This window comes from Mesorhizobium sp. NZP2298 (assembly GCF_013170825.1).
Classification (GTDB): Bacteria; Pseudomonadota; Alphaproteobacteria; order Rhizobiales; family Rhizobiaceae; genus Mesorhizobium.
The window spans coordinates 4,711,632-4,730,004 of sequence record NZ_CP033365.1 but is presented as its reverse complement, the minus strand read 5'-3'; the positions used below and the strand labels follow the sequence as shown (position 1 = coordinate 4,730,004).

The 18,373-nt window shown below is 62.8% G+C and carries 15 protein-coding genes; 9 read left to right on the top strand and 6 right to left on the bottom strand.

Going from position 1 to position 18,373, the window contains the following annotated elements:
• Positions 1-8 precede the first annotated feature (8 nt).
• Together EB231_RS22970 and EB231_RS22965 are read right to left on the bottom strand one after the other, a co-directional pair.
• Complete coding sequence (locus EB231_RS22970) at positions 9-773, bottom strand: ATP-binding cassette domain-containing protein (protein ID WP_172350832.1); 765 nt, start codon at positions 771-773, stop codon at positions 9-11.
• Positions 770-1,936 carry an ROK family transcriptional regulator gene (locus tag EB231_RS22965; RefSeq protein ID WP_172350831.1) on the bottom strand — a complete coding sequence of 389 codons (1,167 nt, stop codon included), beginning with the start codon at positions 1,934-1,936 and terminating at the stop codon, positions 770-772. The genes EB231_RS22970 and EB231_RS22965 overlap by 4 nt, the downstream gene beginning before the upstream one ends.
• Positions 1,937-2,151: 215 nt before the next feature.
• On the opposite strand from EB231_RS22965, the gene EB231_RS22960 reads away from it, so the two are divergent.
• Both EB231_RS22960 and EB231_RS22955 read left to right on the top strand, forming a co-directional pair.
• Complete coding sequence (locus EB231_RS22960) at positions 2,152-3,330, top strand: M24 family metallopeptidase (RefSeq protein WP_172350830.1); 1,179 nt, start codon at positions 2,152-2,154, stop codon at positions 3,328-3,330.
• Positions 3,317-4,555 (top strand): M20 metallopeptidase family protein, encoded by a 1,239-nt coding sequence (locus EB231_RS22955; RefSeq protein WP_172350829.1) that lies wholly within the window; start codon positions 3,317-3,319, stop codon positions 4,553-4,555. Before EB231_RS22960 ends, EB231_RS22955 begins: the two co-directional genes overlap by 14 nt.
• A 67-nt stretch (positions 4,556-4,622) precedes the next feature.
• Here the strand turns inward: EB231_RS22955 and EB231_RS22950 are convergent, their stop codons facing one another.
• A complete protein-coding gene (locus EB231_RS22950; RefSeq protein WP_172350828.1) occupies positions 4,623-5,927 on the bottom strand; it encodes a M23 family metallopeptidase in 1,305 nt (434 codons plus the stop codon).
• 302 nt (positions 5,928-6,229) lie between these two features.
• On the opposite strand from EB231_RS22950, the gene EB231_RS22945 reads away from it, so the two are divergent.
• Together EB231_RS22945 and EB231_RS22940 are read left to right on the top strand one after the other, a co-directional pair.
• Positions 6,230-7,225, top strand: a complete 996-nt coding sequence (locus tag EB231_RS22945; RefSeq protein ID WP_172352991.1) for a sterol desaturase family protein — start codon at positions 6,230-6,232, stop codon at positions 7,223-7,225.
• Entirely contained in the window at positions 7,222-8,364 is a 1,143-nt protein-coding gene (locus tag EB231_RS22940) for a GNAT family N-acetyltransferase (protein WP_172350827.1), read from the top strand. The genes EB231_RS22945 and EB231_RS22940 overlap by 4 nt, the downstream gene beginning before the upstream one ends.
• Before the next feature lie 31 nt (positions 8,365-8,395).
• Here the strand turns inward: EB231_RS22940 and EB231_RS22935 are convergent, their stop codons facing one another.
• Positions 8,396-8,863: a peroxiredoxin gene (locus EB231_RS22935; RefSeq protein ID WP_140767855.1), complete on the bottom strand. Its 468-nt coding sequence runs from the start codon at positions 8,861-8,863 to the stop codon at positions 8,396-8,398.
• Between the two features lie 95 nt (positions 8,864-8,958).
• Between EB231_RS22935 and EB231_RS22930 the strand changes: the two genes are divergently transcribed.
• Positions 8,959-12,339 (top strand): YhdP family protein, encoded by a 3,381-nt coding sequence (locus EB231_RS22930; RefSeq protein ID WP_172350826.1) that lies wholly within the window; start codon positions 8,959-8,961, stop codon positions 12,337-12,339.
• 131 nt (positions 12,340-12,470) lie between these two features.
• On the opposite strand, the gene tyrS is transcribed toward EB231_RS22930, so the two are convergent.
• Positions 12,471-13,724, bottom strand: coding sequence for a tyrosine--tRNA ligase (gene tyrS, locus EB231_RS22925; protein WP_172350825.1), 1,254 nt, complete (start codon positions 13,722-13,724; stop codon positions 12,471-12,473).
• A gap of 369 nt (positions 13,725-14,093) precedes the next feature.
• Here tyrS and EB231_RS22920 point away from each other — a divergent pair, with 369 nt between their 5' ends.
• The 4 genes from EB231_RS22920 (at position 14,094) to EB231_RS22905 (ending at position 17,690) form a co-directional block, all read left to right on the top strand.
• Positions 14,094-14,828: a glycosyltransferase family 2 protein gene (locus EB231_RS22920; RefSeq protein ID WP_172350824.1), complete on the top strand. Its 735-nt coding sequence runs from the start codon at positions 14,094-14,096 to the stop codon at positions 14,826-14,828.
• Positions 14,821-15,153, top strand: coding sequence for a lipid-A-disaccharide synthase N-terminal domain-containing protein (locus EB231_RS22915; RefSeq protein ID WP_056562293.1), 333 nt, complete (start codon positions 14,821-14,823; stop codon positions 15,151-15,153). Before EB231_RS22920 ends, EB231_RS22915 begins: the two co-directional genes overlap by 8 nt.
• 40 nt (positions 15,154-15,193) lie before the next feature.
• Positions 15,194-16,843 (top strand): ArnT family glycosyltransferase, encoded by a 1,650-nt coding sequence (locus tag EB231_RS22910; RefSeq protein WP_172350823.1) that lies wholly within the window; start codon positions 15,194-15,196, stop codon positions 16,841-16,843.
• Between the two features lie 106 nt (positions 16,844-16,949).
• Positions 16,950-17,690, top strand: a complete 741-nt coding sequence (locus EB231_RS22905) for a phosphatase PAP2 family protein (RefSeq protein ID WP_246741029.1) — start codon at positions 16,950-16,952, stop codon at positions 17,688-17,690.
• A gap of 27 nt (positions 17,691-17,717) precedes the next feature.
• Here EB231_RS22905 and EB231_RS22900 read toward each other — a convergent pair whose 3' ends face one another.
• Complete coding sequence (locus EB231_RS22900) at positions 17,718-18,368, bottom strand: FMN-binding negative transcriptional regulator (RefSeq protein ID WP_172350821.1); 651 nt, start codon at positions 18,366-18,368, stop codon at positions 17,718-17,720.
• Positions 18,369-18,373: the final 5 nt, after the last annotated feature.

Below are 18,373 nucleotides of genomic sequence, written 5' to 3'. Positions count from 1 at the left end.
TTTGTCCCTCAGCCAGCCGGTCCGGCACCGGCAAGCGTCTCGCCGGTGATCATGTTGATCACCGCATCGGGACTTGTTTTGTTTCTGGCGACATCGCCGGCCACGATACCTTGGCGGATCACCACGATTCGGTCGGCGACCTGAAAAGCCTGCTGCATGATATGGGTGATGATGACGACGCCGATGCCCTGGCTCGCCACCTGGCGGATCATGTCGAGGCCGCGCCGCGTCTGCTCGACGCCAAGGGCGGCGAACGGCTCGTCGAGAAGCACCAGCTTGCCGCCCCAATGCACGAACCGGTTGAGTTCGATGGCCTGGCGCTGGCCGCCCGAGAGATGCTCGACGTTGGTGCGCAGTGATGGAATGCGGGTGCCGGCGCTGGCCAGCGCCTTCGCGACGACGGCCTCCATGGCGCGCTCGTCGAGCACGGGAATGCCCAGGACCTTCCTGGTGATCTCACGGCCCATGAAGAAATTCGCCACCACGTCGACATTGGTGCACAGCGACAGGTCCTGGTAGACGGTTTCGATGCCCGCCGCCTTCGCCTCGGCCGGCGATCTGGCAAGAAACTCCTTGCCCTCGAACAGCATGCGGCCGGAGGTCGGCTCCAGCCCGCCGGCGATGATCTTGACGAGCGTCGATTTGCCGGCGCCGTTATCGCCGAGCAGCGCCACGACCTCGCCCTTGCCGATGGAGAAACTGATCCCCTTGAGCGCTTCGATCGCGCCGTAGTTCTTGGTGACGTTGTCGAGTACCAGCAGCGGTTCGCTCATGCGGCAATCTCCTTGGCCGCGAGGAGATCGCGGCCGCGTTCGCGCTCGGCCGTGAACATCTGGCCGAAGCGGGGCGACAGCACTCCGGAAACAGCGAGGGCGGCGGCACCGCGCAATACCGAATGTTGCCCGCCGCGTGCGACCATGACCCGGGGCGTCGTGCGGTCCTTGCGCGCGGAGACGGAATTGTGGAGACCGTCGGTCGAGCCAGCCAGCCGTTCAAGCAGGTCAGTGGATGCCAGCCCGCCGAGGATGACCGTTTCGGGGTCGAAGAGATTCTCGATGACGGCAATGGCATTGTGAAAGATCGGTGCGACTTCCGCGACCCAATCGGCCTCGCCGCCGTTCCAGCGCCGGAGCGCCTCGAGCGAGAGGTATCTTTCGAGACAGCCCCGGTTGCCGCAGGGGCAGGCCTCGCCGCCGGGAACGACGGGAATGTGCCCGACCTCGCCGGCATTTCCCCAGGCGCCACGCAGCGGGCTGCCGTCGTGAACCATGACGCCGCCAAGGCCGACGCCGAAATAGAGGTAGTAATATTCAGAGAATTGAGCGCCGAGGCCGTAGAGCCGCTCGCCCATGGCCGCCGCCACCATGTCGGTTTCGAAGAAGGCCGGCAGCCCGGTCGAGGCCGCCAGCCGCTCGCGTAGCGCCACATCCTTCCAGCCGGTCATGGTGGTCGGGCCGACAAAACTCATGGATTCGACGCCGAATGGGCCGGGCAGGGCCAGGCCGACCCCAAGCACCCGTCCTCCGGCCCGCAACCTGATCAATTCGATCACCATCGCGCCGATGAGGTCGAAGGCATGGTCCGGCGTCGCGTTCGGGGCCTCGCGATAGGTGCTCTCGATCACGTCGCCACGCAGATTGATCAAGGCCGCATTGATGCCGAGCGGGGTGATGTGGATGCCGACGGCATAGCCGCCCTCGGGATTGATCCGCAGCGTCGCAGGGGGCAGGCCGCGCCCCTTCGGCTCTTCGCGCACCGAGAGGATGTAGCCCTGCTCTTCCAATTCACGAACGATGGTCGAGACCGTTTGGACCGTAAGCCCGACGCGGTTGGCGATTTCGCCACGGGCTATCGGTCCATGAAGGCGGATGGACTCAAGCACGATGCGCCGGTTGTACGGCCGCCCGAACTCCTGATTGGTCCCCCGCAATGCCATGCCTTGCGCCCTCGGTTGACGCGAGGTTCGCACCAAAGATTTATTCAGTCAAATGGAATTCAAAAATAAAATTGAAGCAGCATCCCAAGCTCCCGAGGGGACGTAGGTCGTATCGGCCTAGGACCTGTTCACCTGTCGCCCTTGGCCGATTGCCGTCACGGCAAAACGCTTCAATGGTGGAGCCTCGCAACCGTTGAACAGAGTATGGAGCAAAGATGATCGAACTGCCGTTTGCCCGCGACGAGTACCAGCAGCGGCTTCGCAAGATCCGCACCGAGATGGCGAGGCGCGGTCTCGAGCTTCTTGTCGTCAACGACGTTGCCAACCAGCATTACATCACCGGCTATGATGGCTGGTCATTCTACACGCCGCAGGTGGTGCTGGTTCCCTTGGAGGAGGTCGAGCCGGTCTGGATCGGCCGCGCCATGGATGCGGCTGGTGGTCTTCTGACGGCATGGATGAAGCCCGAGAACGTGGTTGGCTTCCCGGAAGATCATGTTCAGCGTGCCGATCGCCATCCCATGGACTGGATCGCGAACTGGATCGCCGCCAAGGGATGGGGTGTCAGACATATCGGCGTTGAACTCGAAGCCTATTATTTCTCGCCAAAGGCACATGCCAGGCTCGTCGCCGGCCTTCCCAACGCCAAATGGCACGATGCCGACCTTCTGGTGAACTGGATCCGCGCGGTCAAATCGGCGCCCGAGATCGCCTATCTGCGCAAGGCATCGACCCTGGCCGAGGCGGCCGTCGCGCGGGCCTTCGAGGTGATCGCGCCTGGTGTGCGCGAATGCGATGCCATTGCTGCCATCCAGGCGGCGCAGATCGCCGGCAGCCCGGATTTCGCGGGCGACATCACCGCCCTTCCGCCGACAATCCTCGGCGGCGAGAATGCCTCGGCCCCGCACATCATGTGGAGCGACAGGCGGTTTGGAGATAACGAGACGATTGCGCTGGAGCTGGCCGGCGTCTGCCGCCGCTATGCGGCCGGGCTGGCAAGAACGATGCAACTCGGCAAGACGCCGACGCGTGTCTCGGACACGGCGAAGGCGGTGATCGAGGGCATGGACGCGGTTCTCGATGCGGTCAGGCCGGGAACATCTGCCGAAGCGGTCGAGGGTGCGTGGCGCAAGGTCATCCAGCGCTACGGGCTGAAGAAGGAATCGCGTATCGGCTATTCCATCGGCGTTGCCTATCCGCCGGATTGGGGCGAGCACACGATCAGCCTCAGGCCCGGCGACAAGACGGTACTTCAACCCGGCAACGTCCTTCATTCCATCCTCGGCATGTGGATGGATGGCTGGGGCATCGAGGTCTCCGAGACCATCCTGGTGACCGAAACCGGCCATGAGACCCTGACGAAGTTCCCGCGAGAGATCCATGTCAGATCCTGAGGGTTCGACCATGGCAGGCGATGTTGCCGGTCCCGGCGAGGTTGATATCGACGCCGGGCTTCTCGATCGCATGATCGAGATACGGCGCCATTTGCACCGCAATCCCGAATTGTCGAACCGCGAGGCCGACACGCAGCGTTATCTCAGGCAGAAGCTGGCCGGCGAGGGAATGACCGATATTCGCGATGTCGCGGGCTTTGGCCTGGCCGTCGATATTGTCGGCACAGGCAAGCCGTCAAATCGAAAGATTGCCATTCGCGCCGACATCGATGCCTTGCCGATCGAAGAAGAGTCCGGCGTCGATTATGCCTCGACAAATCCAGGCGTGATGCATGCGTGCGGCCACGACGCCCACGCATCGATGGGCTTCGCGGTTGCCGCGCACCTCCATAAATCAAGGGCCGATTTTGGCGGCACCGTGCGTCTCATTTTCCAACCGGCCGAGGAGGACTCGCCCTCGGGCGGCAAACGTGTGGTGGAGGAGGGGCTGCTCGACGATATCGACGCCGCGATCTGCCTTCACGTCGATCCGTATACGCCATCAGGCAAGATCGCGGTCCGCTCGGGTCCCTACACGCTGGCGTGCGATACGTTCGACGCCGACGTCATCGGGGAGGCGGCCCATGCGGCAAAGCCCTATGAGGGAATCGATGCGATTGCCGTGGCCTGCTCCATGGTGAGTGAATTGCAGAAGATCGTCTCGCGCGAGATTGATCCCTACGATCCCCTGGTCATTTCCGTCACCGGTATCAACGGCGGCAGCGCCTACAATGTGATCGCCGGCAAGGTCACCTTGAAAGGGACCATCCGCAGCGGCAGCGATGCAACCCGCGAGCGGGCCTGGCGGCGTGTTCGCGAAATCCTCGAGGGCATGGCGGCGAGCCACGGCGCCAGTGTGGAACTCGCCATACACAAGGGCGAGCCTGGGGTCGTCAACGACGGCGAAATGGCCGAACTGATTGCCGCCAGCGGCAAGGCCTGCATCGGCGCCGACAATGTTCTCAACACGCCCGGATGGACCATTGCCGACGATTTTGGCTACTACAGCGAGAAGCGCCCGTCGGTCTATTTCCGGCTTGGGATTCGCAACGAGCAGGTCGGATCGGTCTTTCCGCTGCACCATCCCCGGTTTCGGGTCGACGAGGCCGCCTTGAAGATTGGTGCGACCACTCTGATTTCGGCGGCAACCCGATTTCTGTCGATACAGCCAGGAAGCACAGACTGATCAGGCGATCCAAGACCGGTTCATGCATGGTTTGCACGAGAGCCCTACCAACCCGGGCTTGCGCGCCTCAGAGATACTGGGCGACCTTCTTGCCGACCGTGAGGAAGCGCAGGGGATCGATCGCTTCGCCATTGTGGCGCACTTCGTAGTGCAGATGCGGGCCGGTCGAGCGGCCGCTGCTGCCGGTCTTGCCGACGATGGCGCCGGCGTCCAGTTTCTCGCCCACGGTCACGTCGATTTCGCTCAGATGTCCGTAGCGGGTCGCAAAACCATTGCCGTGGTCGACCTCCACCATCCGGCCATAGCCCCCGTTCCAGCCGGCCTTCGTGACAATGCCGGGCGCCGTGACCTTGGCCGGCATGCCGATGGGAGCCCTGAAGTCCATTCCCGAGTGCAGCGCGGCGGTGCCGAGAATAGGATCCGTGCGCACGCCGAACGGACTGGTGACGGAGTGGCCAGGGGCGGGGTTGGCAAGCGGCAGCCGGCGCGCTTCCTTCTTTAATTGGTCAAGCGTATCCAGGGCTTCGTCCAGTTCCTTGACCTTGCTGTCGAAGATCATCGAACTGTCGAGTGGGATCAGCGGGCCGCCGACATCGCTCTCGTTCTTGCCGAAATCGCTGTCGACCGGCAGCCCTGCCGCCGCCAGCGCCTGCTGAATGGCATCCGCGCTCTTGTAGGCATTGTCGGCGAGCGTGCTGATGCGCGTGAGTTGTTCGTTTTCGATGGACTTGAGCGACTGGTTGATTGAAACGAACAGCTTGTCCGCGCGATCCGCGGCGGAATCGCTGGGCAGTGGATCGGTTCGGGTCGACCACAAGGAGAACGGTCTGGTGTCGGCGGCACCCCGGTCCACGCCCAGGCTGGCGACCGCGTAGTTCTGCGCAGGCTGGCTGATACTGCCGGTCACCTGTGCGTGCTTGTCCGGCTTGACGGCTGCTGCGGGATCTTCGGCGGGCTCCGTCCCGGCCTCATTCTCAGCGCGTTCGAGCAGCGGGCCGAGACGGCCGTGCCGCTGGCTGAGCTGTGTCTGGCGTTCAAGCAGTTCGCTGACCTTGGTTTCCATCAGTTGCTGGTCGAGCAACTGGCGGCTGGTGATGCGGTCGACCTGGGCGCGAAGTGCCGAGATGCGGTCTTCATAGGCCTGCTGCATGCGCGCCTGGCGCGCGGTGGTGGCGCCGATCAGGTCGTCGCGCAGCACGAGATAGGATGTGGCGAGGAGGTAGCCGATGGCAATAGCGGCGAGTGCTGAACCGATGAATGCCGCGAGCCAGGGCCGGATCGTGAAATGCCTGATCTCGTTGCCGCGCGCGATGATGATCGTGTGAGGTTCCTTGCGCCTGCCGAAGACTGCGGACTGACCGGTTGCGTTCACGGGACCAAGCTTTCGTTTACGACATCACGACAGCCTGACTACACATTATTAAGGTTAACAAAGCTTTGCCGGATTGAACGCGCGGCAACGAATGCACGCGGAGCGGGCGGGAGGTTGCATGAGAACCGCCAAATTGAGCCCCGGTGTCGCGAAATCCCTGGCAATCGGCACCAATGTGCTGGGCGGGAGAAGGGATTTTCGCTCGCGCCTTAGGGGTAGTTTCTTAACTGTCTTCGATTGCTTTTAATTGACGGTTTTCGAGTAAAGCGTGCTGGGATTTGGGATTCATTATGGCTGTGGGAATGCTGAGCGATCTGGTTGGCAAGATCCTCGACAAGATTTCGGGCACTGGTCTGCTGGCGACGGGGCTTTTGCTGCTGACTGCCTTTGTCAGCGCGCTCGTGGCCTATTGGCGCACGGTCGAGAATAAGAGCTGGAAGGAGTTTTTCGAGTTCGTCATCCCGCACGAGGTCATCACCCATCCCTCGGCGAAGGCCGATCTGCTGTTCTGGGTGACGAAGAAGGCCCTGATGCCCTTCCTGATGCTGCCTGCCGGCATTGTCTTCGTCACCGCGGTTGGCTACGCGACCAACTGGCTGTTTTCGACACTCTTCCAGTTCCAGCCGCCTCTGGTCGAGGGGCCAGCAGGGCCGGTGACGGTGCTGATCTTCACCATCACCATGCTGCTTGCCTACGACATTTCCTATTATCTCTATCACGTCGCCCAGCATCGCTATCCGCTGCTTTGGGAGTTGCACAAGGTGCATCACTCGGCCGAGGTGATGGTCGGGATCACCAAGGATCGGGTCCACCCGCTCGACGAGCTGATGAATCGGGCCTGGGACGGCCTTATCGTCGGCGTCTGCTTCGGCATCTGGTCGCTGATCTCGCTGAACCTTGTCGAACTGACCGTCTTTGGCGTGAACGTCTATGTCATGCGCAACATCCTGATGATGGATTTCGTCAGGCACACGCATTTCAAGATCTCGTTCGGCCGGCTAAACAATGTGATCCTGTGTCCCCACTGGCACCAGTTGCATCACAGCACCGATCCACGCCACTACGACAAGAATTTCGGCCTGCTGTTCTCGTTCTGGGACCGGCTGTTTGGAACATTGTGCGTGCCGAAGCCCGACGAGGACTTCAAGTTCGGACTGATCGACCGCGATGTGCGCGATTATCAGTCGCTCGCCGGCCTCTATGTCATGCCGCTGAAGCGGATGTGGAGGCATATCGCCAGGCGCATGCGGCCTGGAAAGCCACGGACCTCACGATCATCAGAAGGGACACGGCCATGAACGCTCCTTTCGTGCTCGCCATCCCGCGGACACGCACCTTCGAAGTCGTGACATCGGCGGAGCGGCTGGCCGAGATCACGCCGGCCTGGAGCGCACTTTGGCGGCGCGTCGGCGGGCTGGTCTTCCAGCACCCAGAATGGATCGCGGCTTGGTGGCGCACGACCCCGCAGCAGGAACTGCGCACGCTCAGGATCGGACTGGCCTGGAATGGCGACCGGCTCGATGGCGTGATTGCGCTCGCCACTTTCAAGCGCTCCGGCATCCGCATGCTCGAATGGGCAGCAAAGGATCACAGTGACTATGGCGACGCGCTGCTTGCCCCCGACTGTGATCCGCAGGCGCTTTCCCGGCTCTGGCAGTATGTTCTTGATCAGGGTGGCTTCGACCTGATCTATCTCAACCGTCTGCTGCCGGATGCCGGTGTCCGTGCTCTGCTGGACCCGGCCTCGCGCCATGGCAAGGCGCTACGGCCCAACCACCGCAGTGAAACCAGCTACCGTGTCGCCGGTTCCTGGCAGGGTGGGGCGAAATGGTTCGAGACGCTGTCCAAGAAGGCCCGGCAGAATTACCGTCGTGGCCGCAAGTTCATGGAGGAAGGCGGGGAATTGCGTTTCCGCCTGCTGGATGCGGACGAGCCGCGCGAGCCTGTGCTCGCGCGGGTTGCGGCGCTGAAGCGCCTCTGGCTCGTCCGGCATGGCCGCGTCTCGGACCTGTTCGACGAGGGCTCGCCCGTTCTCGCCGCGCTTGTTTCCGTGCTGGCCGAACTCGGGCTGTTGCGCATCTTCGTGCTGGAGCTTGACGGCACGATTATCGCCGTCTCCATCAATTTCGAGCAGCACGGCACGATGATGGCTTTCGTCACCACCTACGATCCCGAATATGAGCGCGCCTCGCCGGGCATGGTACTGATGATGGACTATATCCAGTGGTCGCTCGACCGCGGCTTGGCCAAGGTTGATTTCCTCTGCGGCGGCGAGGACTTCAAGCGCCGCTTCGCCACGCAATCAGTCACGCTGTGGTCGATGATGGGCGCGCGCGGTCTGCGCGGCCATCTCGCCGCGCTGGCCGATCATGCGAACCATGTTGCGAAATCCTGGCGGGCGCGGCGGCAGCCGAAGGCGGAAACACCCGACGAGTAAGGCCGGCTCGTGTGAACCTGGCATCGCGCGCTCAAAGCGCGCGAACGGCTTCCAGCACTTCCTCGGCATGGCCCTTGACCCGGACCTTGCGCCAGATCCTGGCGATCCGCCCGTCTCGGCCGATCAGGAACGTCGCGCGCTCGACGCCCATGTATTTGCGGCCATACATCGATTTCTCGACCCAGAGATGGTAGGCTTCGATCACCTTGCGTTCCTCGTCGGCGGCGAGATCGATGGTGAGATTGTATTTCGACTTGAACTTGTCATGCTTCTTGACGGGATCGGGCGACAGGCCGATCACGACGGCACCGGCCTTCTCGAAATCCGGCTTCAGCTGTGAAAAGCTGATCGCCTCCTGCGTGCAACTTGTGGTGTCGTCCTGCGGATAGAAGTAGAGCACCACGGGTTTGCCGGCCGACGCGGCGAGGCTGAGCGAACCGCCGCCATCTCTCGGCAGGTCGAATTGCGGCGCAAGATCGCCCACGTCGAGGTCAGCCATATCGATGCCCTTGTTTGAGGTTACACGCGAAGCCACACCGATATAGTGTCGAGCGGGGATTCGTCCACGAGCGAATTCGTACAACGGAAGATGGCGTGGATCAGGAGCAACCGCAGCACGAGAAGATCAGGTTCAGGCGGGATGAAATCACCGACCTGGGGGCATTGCCGTCCGCGTGCCGCGTGCCGCCGCTCGGTCAGGCGTCGATCGGCCGCGGCTTCCGCATCCTTTCGCGCGTGTTCGCCGGCGTTGTCAGCCTCGTGTTGCTGGCAGCAGTCGTCGTCTATCTGGTCGGGGCATCCGGCATCGGCTCCGAGCGGCTTCGGACGGAAGCCGAGGTCGCCATCGAGAGACTTGCCGGCGTCGATGTCCATGTCGCCGTCGGGCCGGCGCGCATCACGCTCGACAGTTCGAGCTTCGTCGCGCTTCAGGTCAGCGACGTCAGCCTGAAGACATCGGATGGCAAGCCGATGGCGGATGCCGGCCGTGTTCGCTTCGGCATGCGCCTGGTACCGCTGCTGTGGGGGGAGGTGCGCCTGACCAGCGCCAGGATCTCCGACGCGCGCATCGTCACGGCCGCGATGCCGTCAGGCGGTGACTGGACAGCCGGCTTGCGCAATGAGGATGGCCTCGTCGACCCGGAGAAACTGTCCGACGCGGTGTTCGGCAACATCCATCAGGCGCTCGACGCCGTGCGGGAAGATTCGCTGCGCCGGATCGATCTCAGCAACGTCGAATTCGTATTGCCCGAAGCCGGGGCGATCAAGCTGGTCACCATCACCGACGCCACCGTCGTACAATCGGGCCCGGGCGGTATGGAGTTTTCCTCCGAGGCGAATGTCGACGGCAGAAAGGTTACCCTTGCCGCTTCCGCAACCCGCGATATCGCGGCGCACCGCGTGACGTCGCTGACCGCGAACATCGAGCTGGCGGCTGCCGACAATAGCGCGGCCGGCGCTGGGAGGCTGGGTGCGGTCGCATTGAAGCTGACAGGATCGGAAGGATCCGGCGCGAATGCATCGCGGCTGACAGCCGCGATCTCGTCCGCTGGGTCCGTCCTTGATCTTGGCACGCGCGGCTTGCTGCCGGCCGACATCGATGTCGATGCCACGCTTGTCAATGGCAGCAACAAGATCCAGGTCGACAGGCTGCTCCTGAAAACCGGTCGGTCTTCTTTCAATTTCGGCGGCTCGATAGGGCCAAAGCCGGCGACAGGAGCGGTGGGCGAGGAACCCTCCTATCGTTATGACCTGACCAGCGACGGTTCGACCCTGGCGCCATCGGAATCGCCCGAGCCCGCGCTGGCGTTCATCGCCCGCATTGCCGGGGTCTATCGGACCAAGAGCCATGAACTGGTGGCCGAGCAGATCGCGGTTCGGTCCGACGCTTCCGGCGAGGTGCTTGGCACCGCGGCCGTGAAATTCGTTGACGGCAAGGCCCCCGGTATCAATCTGGCGCTCAACGTCCATGACATGCCGGTCTCGCACGTCAAGCAGCTGTGGCCGTGGTTTTCGGCCCGCAACGCGCGGCTCTGGGTGCTGGACAATCTGTTCGGCGGCCGCGTCGTCGATGCCAATCTTCAGTTCCAGGTGGTGCCGGATCGCCTTGGCAACGGCGTTCCGCTTTCGGCCGACGAAGTGTTCGGCCGCTTCCAGATCGAGGGGTCGCGCTTCGACACGGCCGGCCGCATTCCGCCGATACGCGACGCGGTCGGCGTTGTCGCCTTCCACGGCAACGACGTCGACATTTCGCTCTCATCGGGCACCGTCTTCATGCCCAGCGGCCGCACCGTGGCGGCCAGCAACGGCACACTGTCGGTCAAGGCGGCGAACCACCCGCCGGTCATCGGCGCACTCGACATTGACGTGGAGGGAGAGGCGTCGGCTGTCGCGGAACTCGCCTCCTACGAACCGATCAACGCCATGCGCCATGTCGGCTTCCTGCCGGAGGACCTGTCCGGCAGCGTTGCCGGCCATGTCAGGGCCGACATTCCGTTGCAGTCCGGCGTCGACACCTCGAAGCTCGACTGGCTGGTGTCCCTCGACTACACCGGCCTGTCGCTGGCCAAGCCGTTCGAGGGACAGACCGTCACCGATGCCGACGGCTCGATCACTGTCGACCCTGTAAAGGCGGTGATTTCCGCCAAGGCCTCGCTGAACAACATTCCGGCCGAACTCGACCTCGTCGAGCCGCTGGCGGATGATGGGCCGCCGCGCAGCCGCAAAGTGGCCCTGGTGCTTGACGACAAGATCCGTGCCGCCGCCATGCCCGGCCTGACGCCGATGCTGGGCGGAACGGTGAAAGTCGCGATCGACAAGAGCGGCAACGGCAATCAGAATGTATCGGCCGACCTGACCAATGCCAGGCTGGACATTCCCTGGGCTGGCTGGAGCAAGGGGGCAGGGGTCCCAGCCAGTGTCACCTTCGTCATGACCAAGTCCGGTGACACCACGACACTGTCCGATTTCAACCTCGATGGCAAAACATTCTCCATCGACGGCAGCATCGTGCTGGTCAACGGCGCCCTGTCGTCGGCAAAATTCAGCAAGGTCACTTTGAACAGGGGTGACGATGTCGCGATTTCGGTGAAGCGGTCGGGCAAGGGCTACGCGGTCGACATCAATGGCAATGCGCTCGACGCTCGCTCGCTCATCAAGCAGTTCATGTCGGATGTGGACACCGCAACCAAGACCACGGGGACAGACAACATTTCCGTCAGCGCCGACGTCGAGCAGCTTACCGGTTTCCACGACGAACAACTGTCCAACCTGAAGCTGGACTACAGCGCGGCCGGTTCAAGGGTGAACGGCCTGAAGGTCAGCGCCACGGCCAGTTCGGGCGCAGCCATAGCAGTCAGCAACACCGCCGGCGATGGTCGGCGCTCGCTCAACGTGCAGTCGGCGGATGCCGGCGCTATCCTCAGATTTCTCAACATCTACGAACATATGGAAGGCGGGTCGATCACCTTGGCGCTGACGGGGGCAGGCGACGGGCCGATGAAGGGCAAGGTCGATACCAGCAGCTTCTTCATCGTCAACGAGCCGAAACTGGCCTCAATCGTCTCGACCACGCCGGCCGGCGACAACCGCAGCCTCAATCAGGCGGTCAAGGGCAATCTCGACACGTCGCGGGTCAAGTTCGAGCGCGGCTACGCCGAGATCGACAAAGGCAGTGGCTATCTGAAGCTGGCCAATGGCGTGCTGCGCGGACCCCGCATCGGCACGACGTTCCAGGGCATCCTCTACGACCAGAACAACAATATGGATATGACGGGCACCTTCATGCCGGTCTATGGGCTCAACCGCATCTTCGGCGAACTGCCCATCGTTGGCGCGCTTCTCGGTAACGGCCGCGATCGCGGCCTGATCGGCGTCACCTACCGGCTCAGGGGCAATGCCAACAAGCCGATGCTCGACGTCAACCCGCTATCCGTGATCGCGCCGGGCATATTCCGGTCGATCTTCGAGTATCGCTAGAGTATTCTAGGAATAGTGCGTGAACGGTTTTTCCGGGAAAAGCGCTTAGCGCTTTCCCTTGGGAATGCTTCAAAACAAATAGTTAGGGCCGTTCACCGTTTCCGTGAAATGGTGAACGCCTCCAGGCGGCCTCAGGCCGGCCGCACCAGAACGTGTTTTTTCTTGCCGAGTGAAAGCTTTACGACGTTTTCCGGACTCAGATCCTGAAGCGTGACCATGCGGCGATCATCGGTGACCGACTGGTCGTTGATGCGAACCGCACCGCCCTGGATGTGCCGCCGCGCCTCGCCATTGGACGATGCCAGTCCAGCCGTGACCAGCAGCGACAGGATGCCGACGCCGGCCTCCAGCGCTGCCTTGTCGGCCCCGACGGTCGGCAACGTATCGGCGAGCGCCCCTTCCTCGAAGGTTTTTCGCGCGGTTTCCTCGGCCTGCTGTGCCGCCTCGCGGCCATGAACGATCGCCGTCGTCTCCGTCGCCAGCACCTTCTTGGCCTCGTTGATCTCGGAGCCGCCGAGTGCGGCCAGCCGTGCGATCTCATCGAGGGGCAGGCGGGTGAATATCTTCAGGAAGCGCTCGACATCGGCGTCCTCGGTGTTGCGCCAGTACTGCCAGAAATCATAGGGCGAGAAGAGGTCGCCGTTGAGCCACACCGCACCTTTTGCCGATTTGCCCATCTTGGCGCCGGACGATGTCGTGAGCAGCGGCGTGGTCAGCGCGTAGAGTTGGGGCGTGTCCATGCGATGGCCGAGATCGACGCCGTTAATGATGTTGCCCCACTGGTCCGACCCGCCCATCTGCAGGCGGCAGTTCTGGCGCCGGGCGAGTTCGACGAAATCATAGCCCTGCAGGATCATATAGTTGAATTCGAGGAACGACAGCGACTGCTCGCGGTCGAGCCGCAGCTTGACGCTGTCGAAGGTCAGCATGCGGTTGACGGAAAAATGCCGGCCGACATCGCGCAGGAACTCGACATAGTTGAGTTTCATCAGCCAGTCCGCATTGTTGACCATGATGGCGTCGTTCGGGCCGTCGCCGAAACGCAGGATGCGGCCGAAGATGCGCTTGATGCCCTCGATGTTGGTGGCGATCGCCTCGGGTGTCAAAAGGCTGCGCTGGTCGTCACGGAAGGACGGGTCGCCGATCATCGACGTGCCGCCGCCCATCAGCGCGATCGGCCGGTGCCCGGTCTCCTGCAGCCAGTAGAGCATGGTCGCGGAGATCAAATTGCCGATATGCAGGCTGGTGGCGGTGGCGTCGTAGCCGACATAGGCGGTGACCGTTTCCTTGGCGAAAAGTTGGTCGAGGCCGGTCTCATCCGAAATCTGGTGGATGAAGCCGCGCTCGCTCATCGTGCGCAGGAAATCGGATTTGAAGGCAGGCATGGTTTCTTTCCCGAAAGCGTCCGCCCGGTCCGGCGCGGCGTATGTGAACGGGCGCGTTTAGCATCCAAGCGCGATCAGCAAAAGTGGAATCCGGTTTTGCGTCCGATCGCGCGGCAACCAAGGGGTTCGCGATCAGCAAAAGTGGAATCCGGTTTTGCTTCAGATCGCCTGCGCGCGAAGGACCACAGATGTCCTGACGATCACCGGTTGTTGAAACAGCGCAACGGGCCGTCCGGCACCAATGCTTGCTTCATCGTTTCGGCTGGCGTAATGAGGCGCCGCGCCAAAGGTTCTTGCAGCCCCACGACCTCGAGCGGCACCGCACGGCATCCAGGAATGCCATATCCGACGACAGAGCCCCGACGCGACATGCCGGACGCATTGATATCCATCGTCATTCCTTGCAGGAACGAGGCGGCAAACCTGCCGCTGCTGATCGACGAGATCGAGACGGCGATGGCCGGGCGCGACTTCGAACTGATCATCGTCAACGACGGCTCGACCGACGAGACGGCTGCCGTGCTGACCGAGCAGGCGACGCTTCGCTCCTTTCCGGTACGGGAATTGCGGCATCAGAAATCCGCCGGCCAGAGCCTTTCAGTGCGTTCGGGCGCCTGGGCGGCGCGCGGCAGCATCGTCGCCACGATCGATGGTGACGGCCAGAACGATCCGCAATACATCCCCGTGCTGGTGGACGCCTTGCGGCAGGCCGGCCCCGATTTCGGCGCCGCCCAGGGGCAGCGCCTCAAGCGCCGCGACAGCAAGGTCAAGCAACTGGCGTCGCGCTTCGCCAACTGGCTGAGAAACGCCATCCTGCATGATGAGACGCGCGATACCGGCTGTGGCCTGAAGGCTGTCCATACGGACATCCTGCGCAAGCTGCCGTTTTTCGACGGCACGCACCGCTTCGTCCCCGCTCTGGTCATCCAGGAGGGCTATCGCGTGGTGCATTGCGACGTCGTCGACCGCTCGCGCCGGCACGGCAAGTCGAACTACGGCATTTTCGACCGCGGCCTGCAGGGCGCGCTCGATCTCGGCGGTGTCTGGTGGCTGCGCCGCAGGCGCCGCAGAATGCCAAAAGTAGAGGAAATCAAGCGTGTTTAACGTGCTTCAGGAACTGGCGACGTGGCTTCACCAGGTTTTCATCAAGCAATTCGATGCGTGGGTCCTGCTCGGCTTCATTGCCCAGTTCTTCTTCACCATGCGCTTCGTCGTGCAATGGCTCGCCTCGGAAAAGGCCAAGCGCAGCGTGGTCCCGGTGGCCTTCTGGTTCTTCTCCCTGTTCGGCGGCGGCCTGCTTCTGATCTATGCCATCCAACGCCAGGATCCGGTGTTCATCGCCGGCCAGGCCATGGGCATGTTCATCTACATCAGGAATCTCTGGCTGATCGCCAATGAGCGCAAGGCGGCGATGACCAAGGTCGATTGAGCGGCCTGTCACATCAAGAAATGACCAGAGAGGTTCGAGCATGGCGTTGAACAGGAACTACATCCTTCTCTTCCTGTTCAGCCTGGTGATGACGGTTTCGGGGCTGGCATCCCTGCCGCCGATCGACCGGGACGAGTCGCGTTTCGTCCAGGCCACCAAGCAGATGGCGGAGAGCGGCGACTATGTCGACATCCGCTTCCAGAACGCCTCGCGCTACCAAAAGCCGATCGGTATCTATTGGCTGCAATCTGCCGCCGTGACCTTGAGCGGCAAGGGGGCCGAAGCGCCGATCTGGGTCTACCGCACGGTCTCCGCGCTTGGCATTGCCATTGCGGTGCTGGCGATCGCCTGGACAGGGACCAATCTTTTCGGCGCCAATGCCGGCCTCGCCGCCGGCCTGGTGATGGCGGCGATCTTCGCCACGGCCTTCGAGGGCCGCGACGCCAAGACCGATGCGATGCTGCTCGCCTGCTGCGTGGCGGCGCAAGGCGCACTGGCGCAGATCTACCTGGCAGCACGGCGCAACGAGCCGGTCGCCGGCCACCTCTGGTGGATATTCTGGATCGCCCAAGGGGCGGCGATCCTCATCAAGGGGCCGATTGCGCCGCTGCTGTCGGCGCTGACAATCGCCGCGCTGTTTGCCTTCGAGCGCGACGGGCGCTGGCTGTCGAAACTCAAGGTCGGGCGCGGCTTGTTGCTCGTCGTGCTGATCACGCTGCCCTGGCTCGCCGCGATCACCTGGAAAAGCCATGGTGCTTTCCTGCAGCAGGCTGTCGGCAAGGACATGCTTGGCAAGGTCGCGTCGGGCGAGGAATCGCATGGCCTGCCCCCGGGCTTTTACATGCTGACCTATTCGCTGTTCATGTGGCCCTTCGGCCTGATCGCCGTCGGCGCCGGTCTCCAGGCCCTCAACCGTCTGCGCGACGATGTCAGGTTGCGCTTCTGCCTCGCCTGGTACATCCCTTTCTGGCTCGTATTCGAACTCATTCCGACGAAGCTGCCGCACTACGTTCTGCCGGCCTATCCCGGCATGGCGCTGCTGATCGGCTGGCTGCTGACCTTGCAGCCGCAGGATGCCAATGCACCGCTCAGGCGCTGGCAGCAATGGCTGTGGTGGTCGACTGCATTCGGTCTGGTCGTGGTAAGCCTTGGTCTGGCGGCGGTCTGTATCGGAGCGCCGATCTACCTCACCCACACCTTTTCCTGGTGGAGCATTCCGGCCGCCGCTGCCGCGCTCGGCACCGGCTACCTGGGTTTTTCGCGGCAGTTGCAGGTGCCGCTGCCCCGTATCGGAGCCACCGCCGCCTGTGCCGGCATCACCTATGCCTTGCTGTTCGGTGTCATCGCTCCATCCCTGAAGCCGATCTGGCTGAGCCCGGCGATCAAGCAAGCGGTGCTTGCCAACAAGGTTTGTGACACGACGGTGCTGGCCTCGGCACGCTATCAGGAACCGAGCCTGGTGTTCCTGGTCGGCACCAAGACGGTGCTGACCGATATTGGGGGGGTGGCGGAACATCTGCTTGCCGATCCGGCCTGCGCGTTGGGGCTGGCGCCGATCGAGGATGAGCAGAAACTGAATGGCATGCTGTCGGTGCGAGGCAAATCGGCGAACCGCGTCGCCGAAGTCGACGGCGTCAACTATTCGTCGGGAGACAAATTGTCGCTCGGCCTCTATCGTATCGCGCAATGATTTCGGCGATGAGGTCGACTTCCCAATGCTCGTGAAATCGCGCCCACCCGTTTCTGGCAGGCTCCTGGGGGCAGGGCGCCGGTCGGTCGACAATTTTCTCGACACGATGCGGATCGTGAGAGGGCGCTTTGCTGCCCGTCCCGCCAGGTACCCGAACATAGTATGGTCGGTCTGGGGCCTGGGCTGGGTTCTGCTGACAGCGGCGGCGTTTGTCCGTCTCGACACCCCTGCGGGGATGCTTCGCGATCAATGGTCACCGGGATTCGTCCGTCTGGCCGACTTTTTCACGCAGTTCGGTCTCGGCGGCTGGTATCTCATTCCGCCCGCGCTTTTGCTCGTCGCGGCCAATCTGACCGATTGGCGAAGTCTCTCGAGACGATCATTGATGCTCGCCTACAACTGGACTTGCCTGGCTTTCCTGGTGCTGAGCGCCGTCGGCCTGTCCGGTCTGACGGTCAATGTCCTGAAGTACGCGATCGGCCGGGCCCGACCGCTCTACTTCCAGGATTTTGGTGTCCTGGCCCTGCATCCCTTTGCTTTCGATGCACGCTTCGCCGGTTTTCCGTCCGGCCATGCCACGACGATGGGCGCGGTGTTCGGCGTTCTTCTGCTCTTGTTTCCGCGACGCTGGTACATCGCGCTGGCGGTGACAGCCTGCATCGCCTCGACCCGGGTCTTCGTTGGTGCCCACTACCCGAGCGACACGGTCGCCGGCTTCGGCCTCGGCTGCGCCTTCGCGCTCGCCTGCGGGGTGGTCTTTGCCCGTCTCGGCTTCATCTTCCGGCCGACGCAATCGGGATTGCCGGTCCGCAAAGCATCGTTCCGGTTGGTTGCCCCGGAAAGATAGCGAAAGATAGTCGCAGGGCGGATTGATCTAATTGCTGTCCAGTCCGCCGTAGGATCTCACTAGGCGAGCCATGTCGGACGAATTGGCCGTTTCGCTTTCGAGCCCTTGCGCGACACCCGCGCGATCGGCGACGGGACGGTTCTGGCTGACCTTCCACTTACCATGGATCTCGCTGATCTCGATCTCCAGCCCGATAATGCCCTTGATCTGCGACTGGATGAAGGGCGGCGGCGCATCGGTCACTGCCCAAGGCGCCTCGCGCGCACCTTCCTGGGAGGCGGTCAGGTCGGCGATCTGGCGCGCGAGCCATTCCTGGTCGTCGATCACCTTGGCGGTGCCGCGCACTTGCACGATGGCATAGTTCCAAGTCGGCACCACCTTGCCGGTCTCGCGCTTGGTCTCGTACCAGGAGGGCGTCACATAAGCGTCGGTGCCCTGGAAGACGATCAGCAAGGGCAATCCCGGATTATCGGCAATGAGGCGCCATTGCGGGTTGGCCTTGGCCAGGTGAGCCCGCAACTTGCCGTTCGGCGCCGCTTCAGCGTCGAGCAGGAAGGGAATGGCGTTTGCGACCGGGCCGTCAGGCCCGTTCGAGATCAGCATGCCGAGCGGATACGCCCTGATCAGTCCATGCAGGACATCGGGTCGCGTTTCCTGGAAATGGGGAGGCTCGTACATCGGCG

Excerpts from the sequence above, each read along its gene's own strand:
- EB231_RS22970 (WP_172350832.1), bottom strand. The coding sequence starts at position 773 with ATGAGCGAACCGCTGCTGGTACTCGACAACGTCACCAAGAACTACGGC.
- EB231_RS22955 (WP_172350829.1), top strand. The coding sequence starts at position 3,317 with ATGTCAGATCCTGAGGGTTCGACCATGGCAGGCGATGTTGCCGGTCCC.
- EB231_RS22900 (WP_172350821.1), bottom strand. The coding sequence starts at position 18,368 with ATGTACGAGCCTCCCCATTTCCAGGAAACGCGACCCGATGTCCTGCAT.
- EB231_RS22940 (WP_172350827.1), top strand. The coding sequence starts at position 7,222 with ATGAACGCTCCTTTCGTGCTCGCCATCCCGCGGACACGCACCTTCGAA.
- EB231_RS22965 (WP_172350831.1), bottom strand. The coding sequence starts at position 1,936 with ATGGCATTGCGGGGGACCAATCAGGAGTTCGGGCGGCCGTACAACCGG.
- EB231_RS22935 (WP_140767855.1), bottom strand. The coding sequence starts at position 8,863 with ATGGCTGACCTCGACGTGGGCGATCTTGCGCCGCAATTCGACCTGCCG.
- EB231_RS22960 (WP_172350830.1), top strand. The coding sequence starts at position 2,152 with ATGATCGAACTGCCGTTTGCCCGCGACGAGTACCAGCAGCGGCTTCGC.
- EB231_RS22920 (WP_172350824.1), top strand. The coding sequence starts at position 14,094 with ATGCCGGACGCATTGATATCCATCGTCATTCCTTGCAGGAACGAGGCG.
- tyrS (WP_172350825.1), bottom strand. The coding sequence starts at position 13,724 with ATGCCTGCCTTCAAATCCGATTTCCTGCGCACGATGAGCGAGCGCGGC.
- EB231_RS22910 (WP_172350823.1), top strand. The coding sequence starts at position 15,194 with ATGGCGTTGAACAGGAACTACATCCTTCTCTTCCTGTTCAGCCTGGTG.
- EB231_RS22905 (WP_246741029.1), top strand. The coding sequence starts at position 16,950 with ATGCGGATCGTGAGAGGGCGCTTTGCTGCCCGTCCCGCCAGGTACCCG.
- EB231_RS22945 (WP_172352991.1), top strand. The coding sequence starts at position 6,230 with ATGCTGAGCGATCTGGTTGGCAAGATCCTCGACAAGATTTCGGGCACT.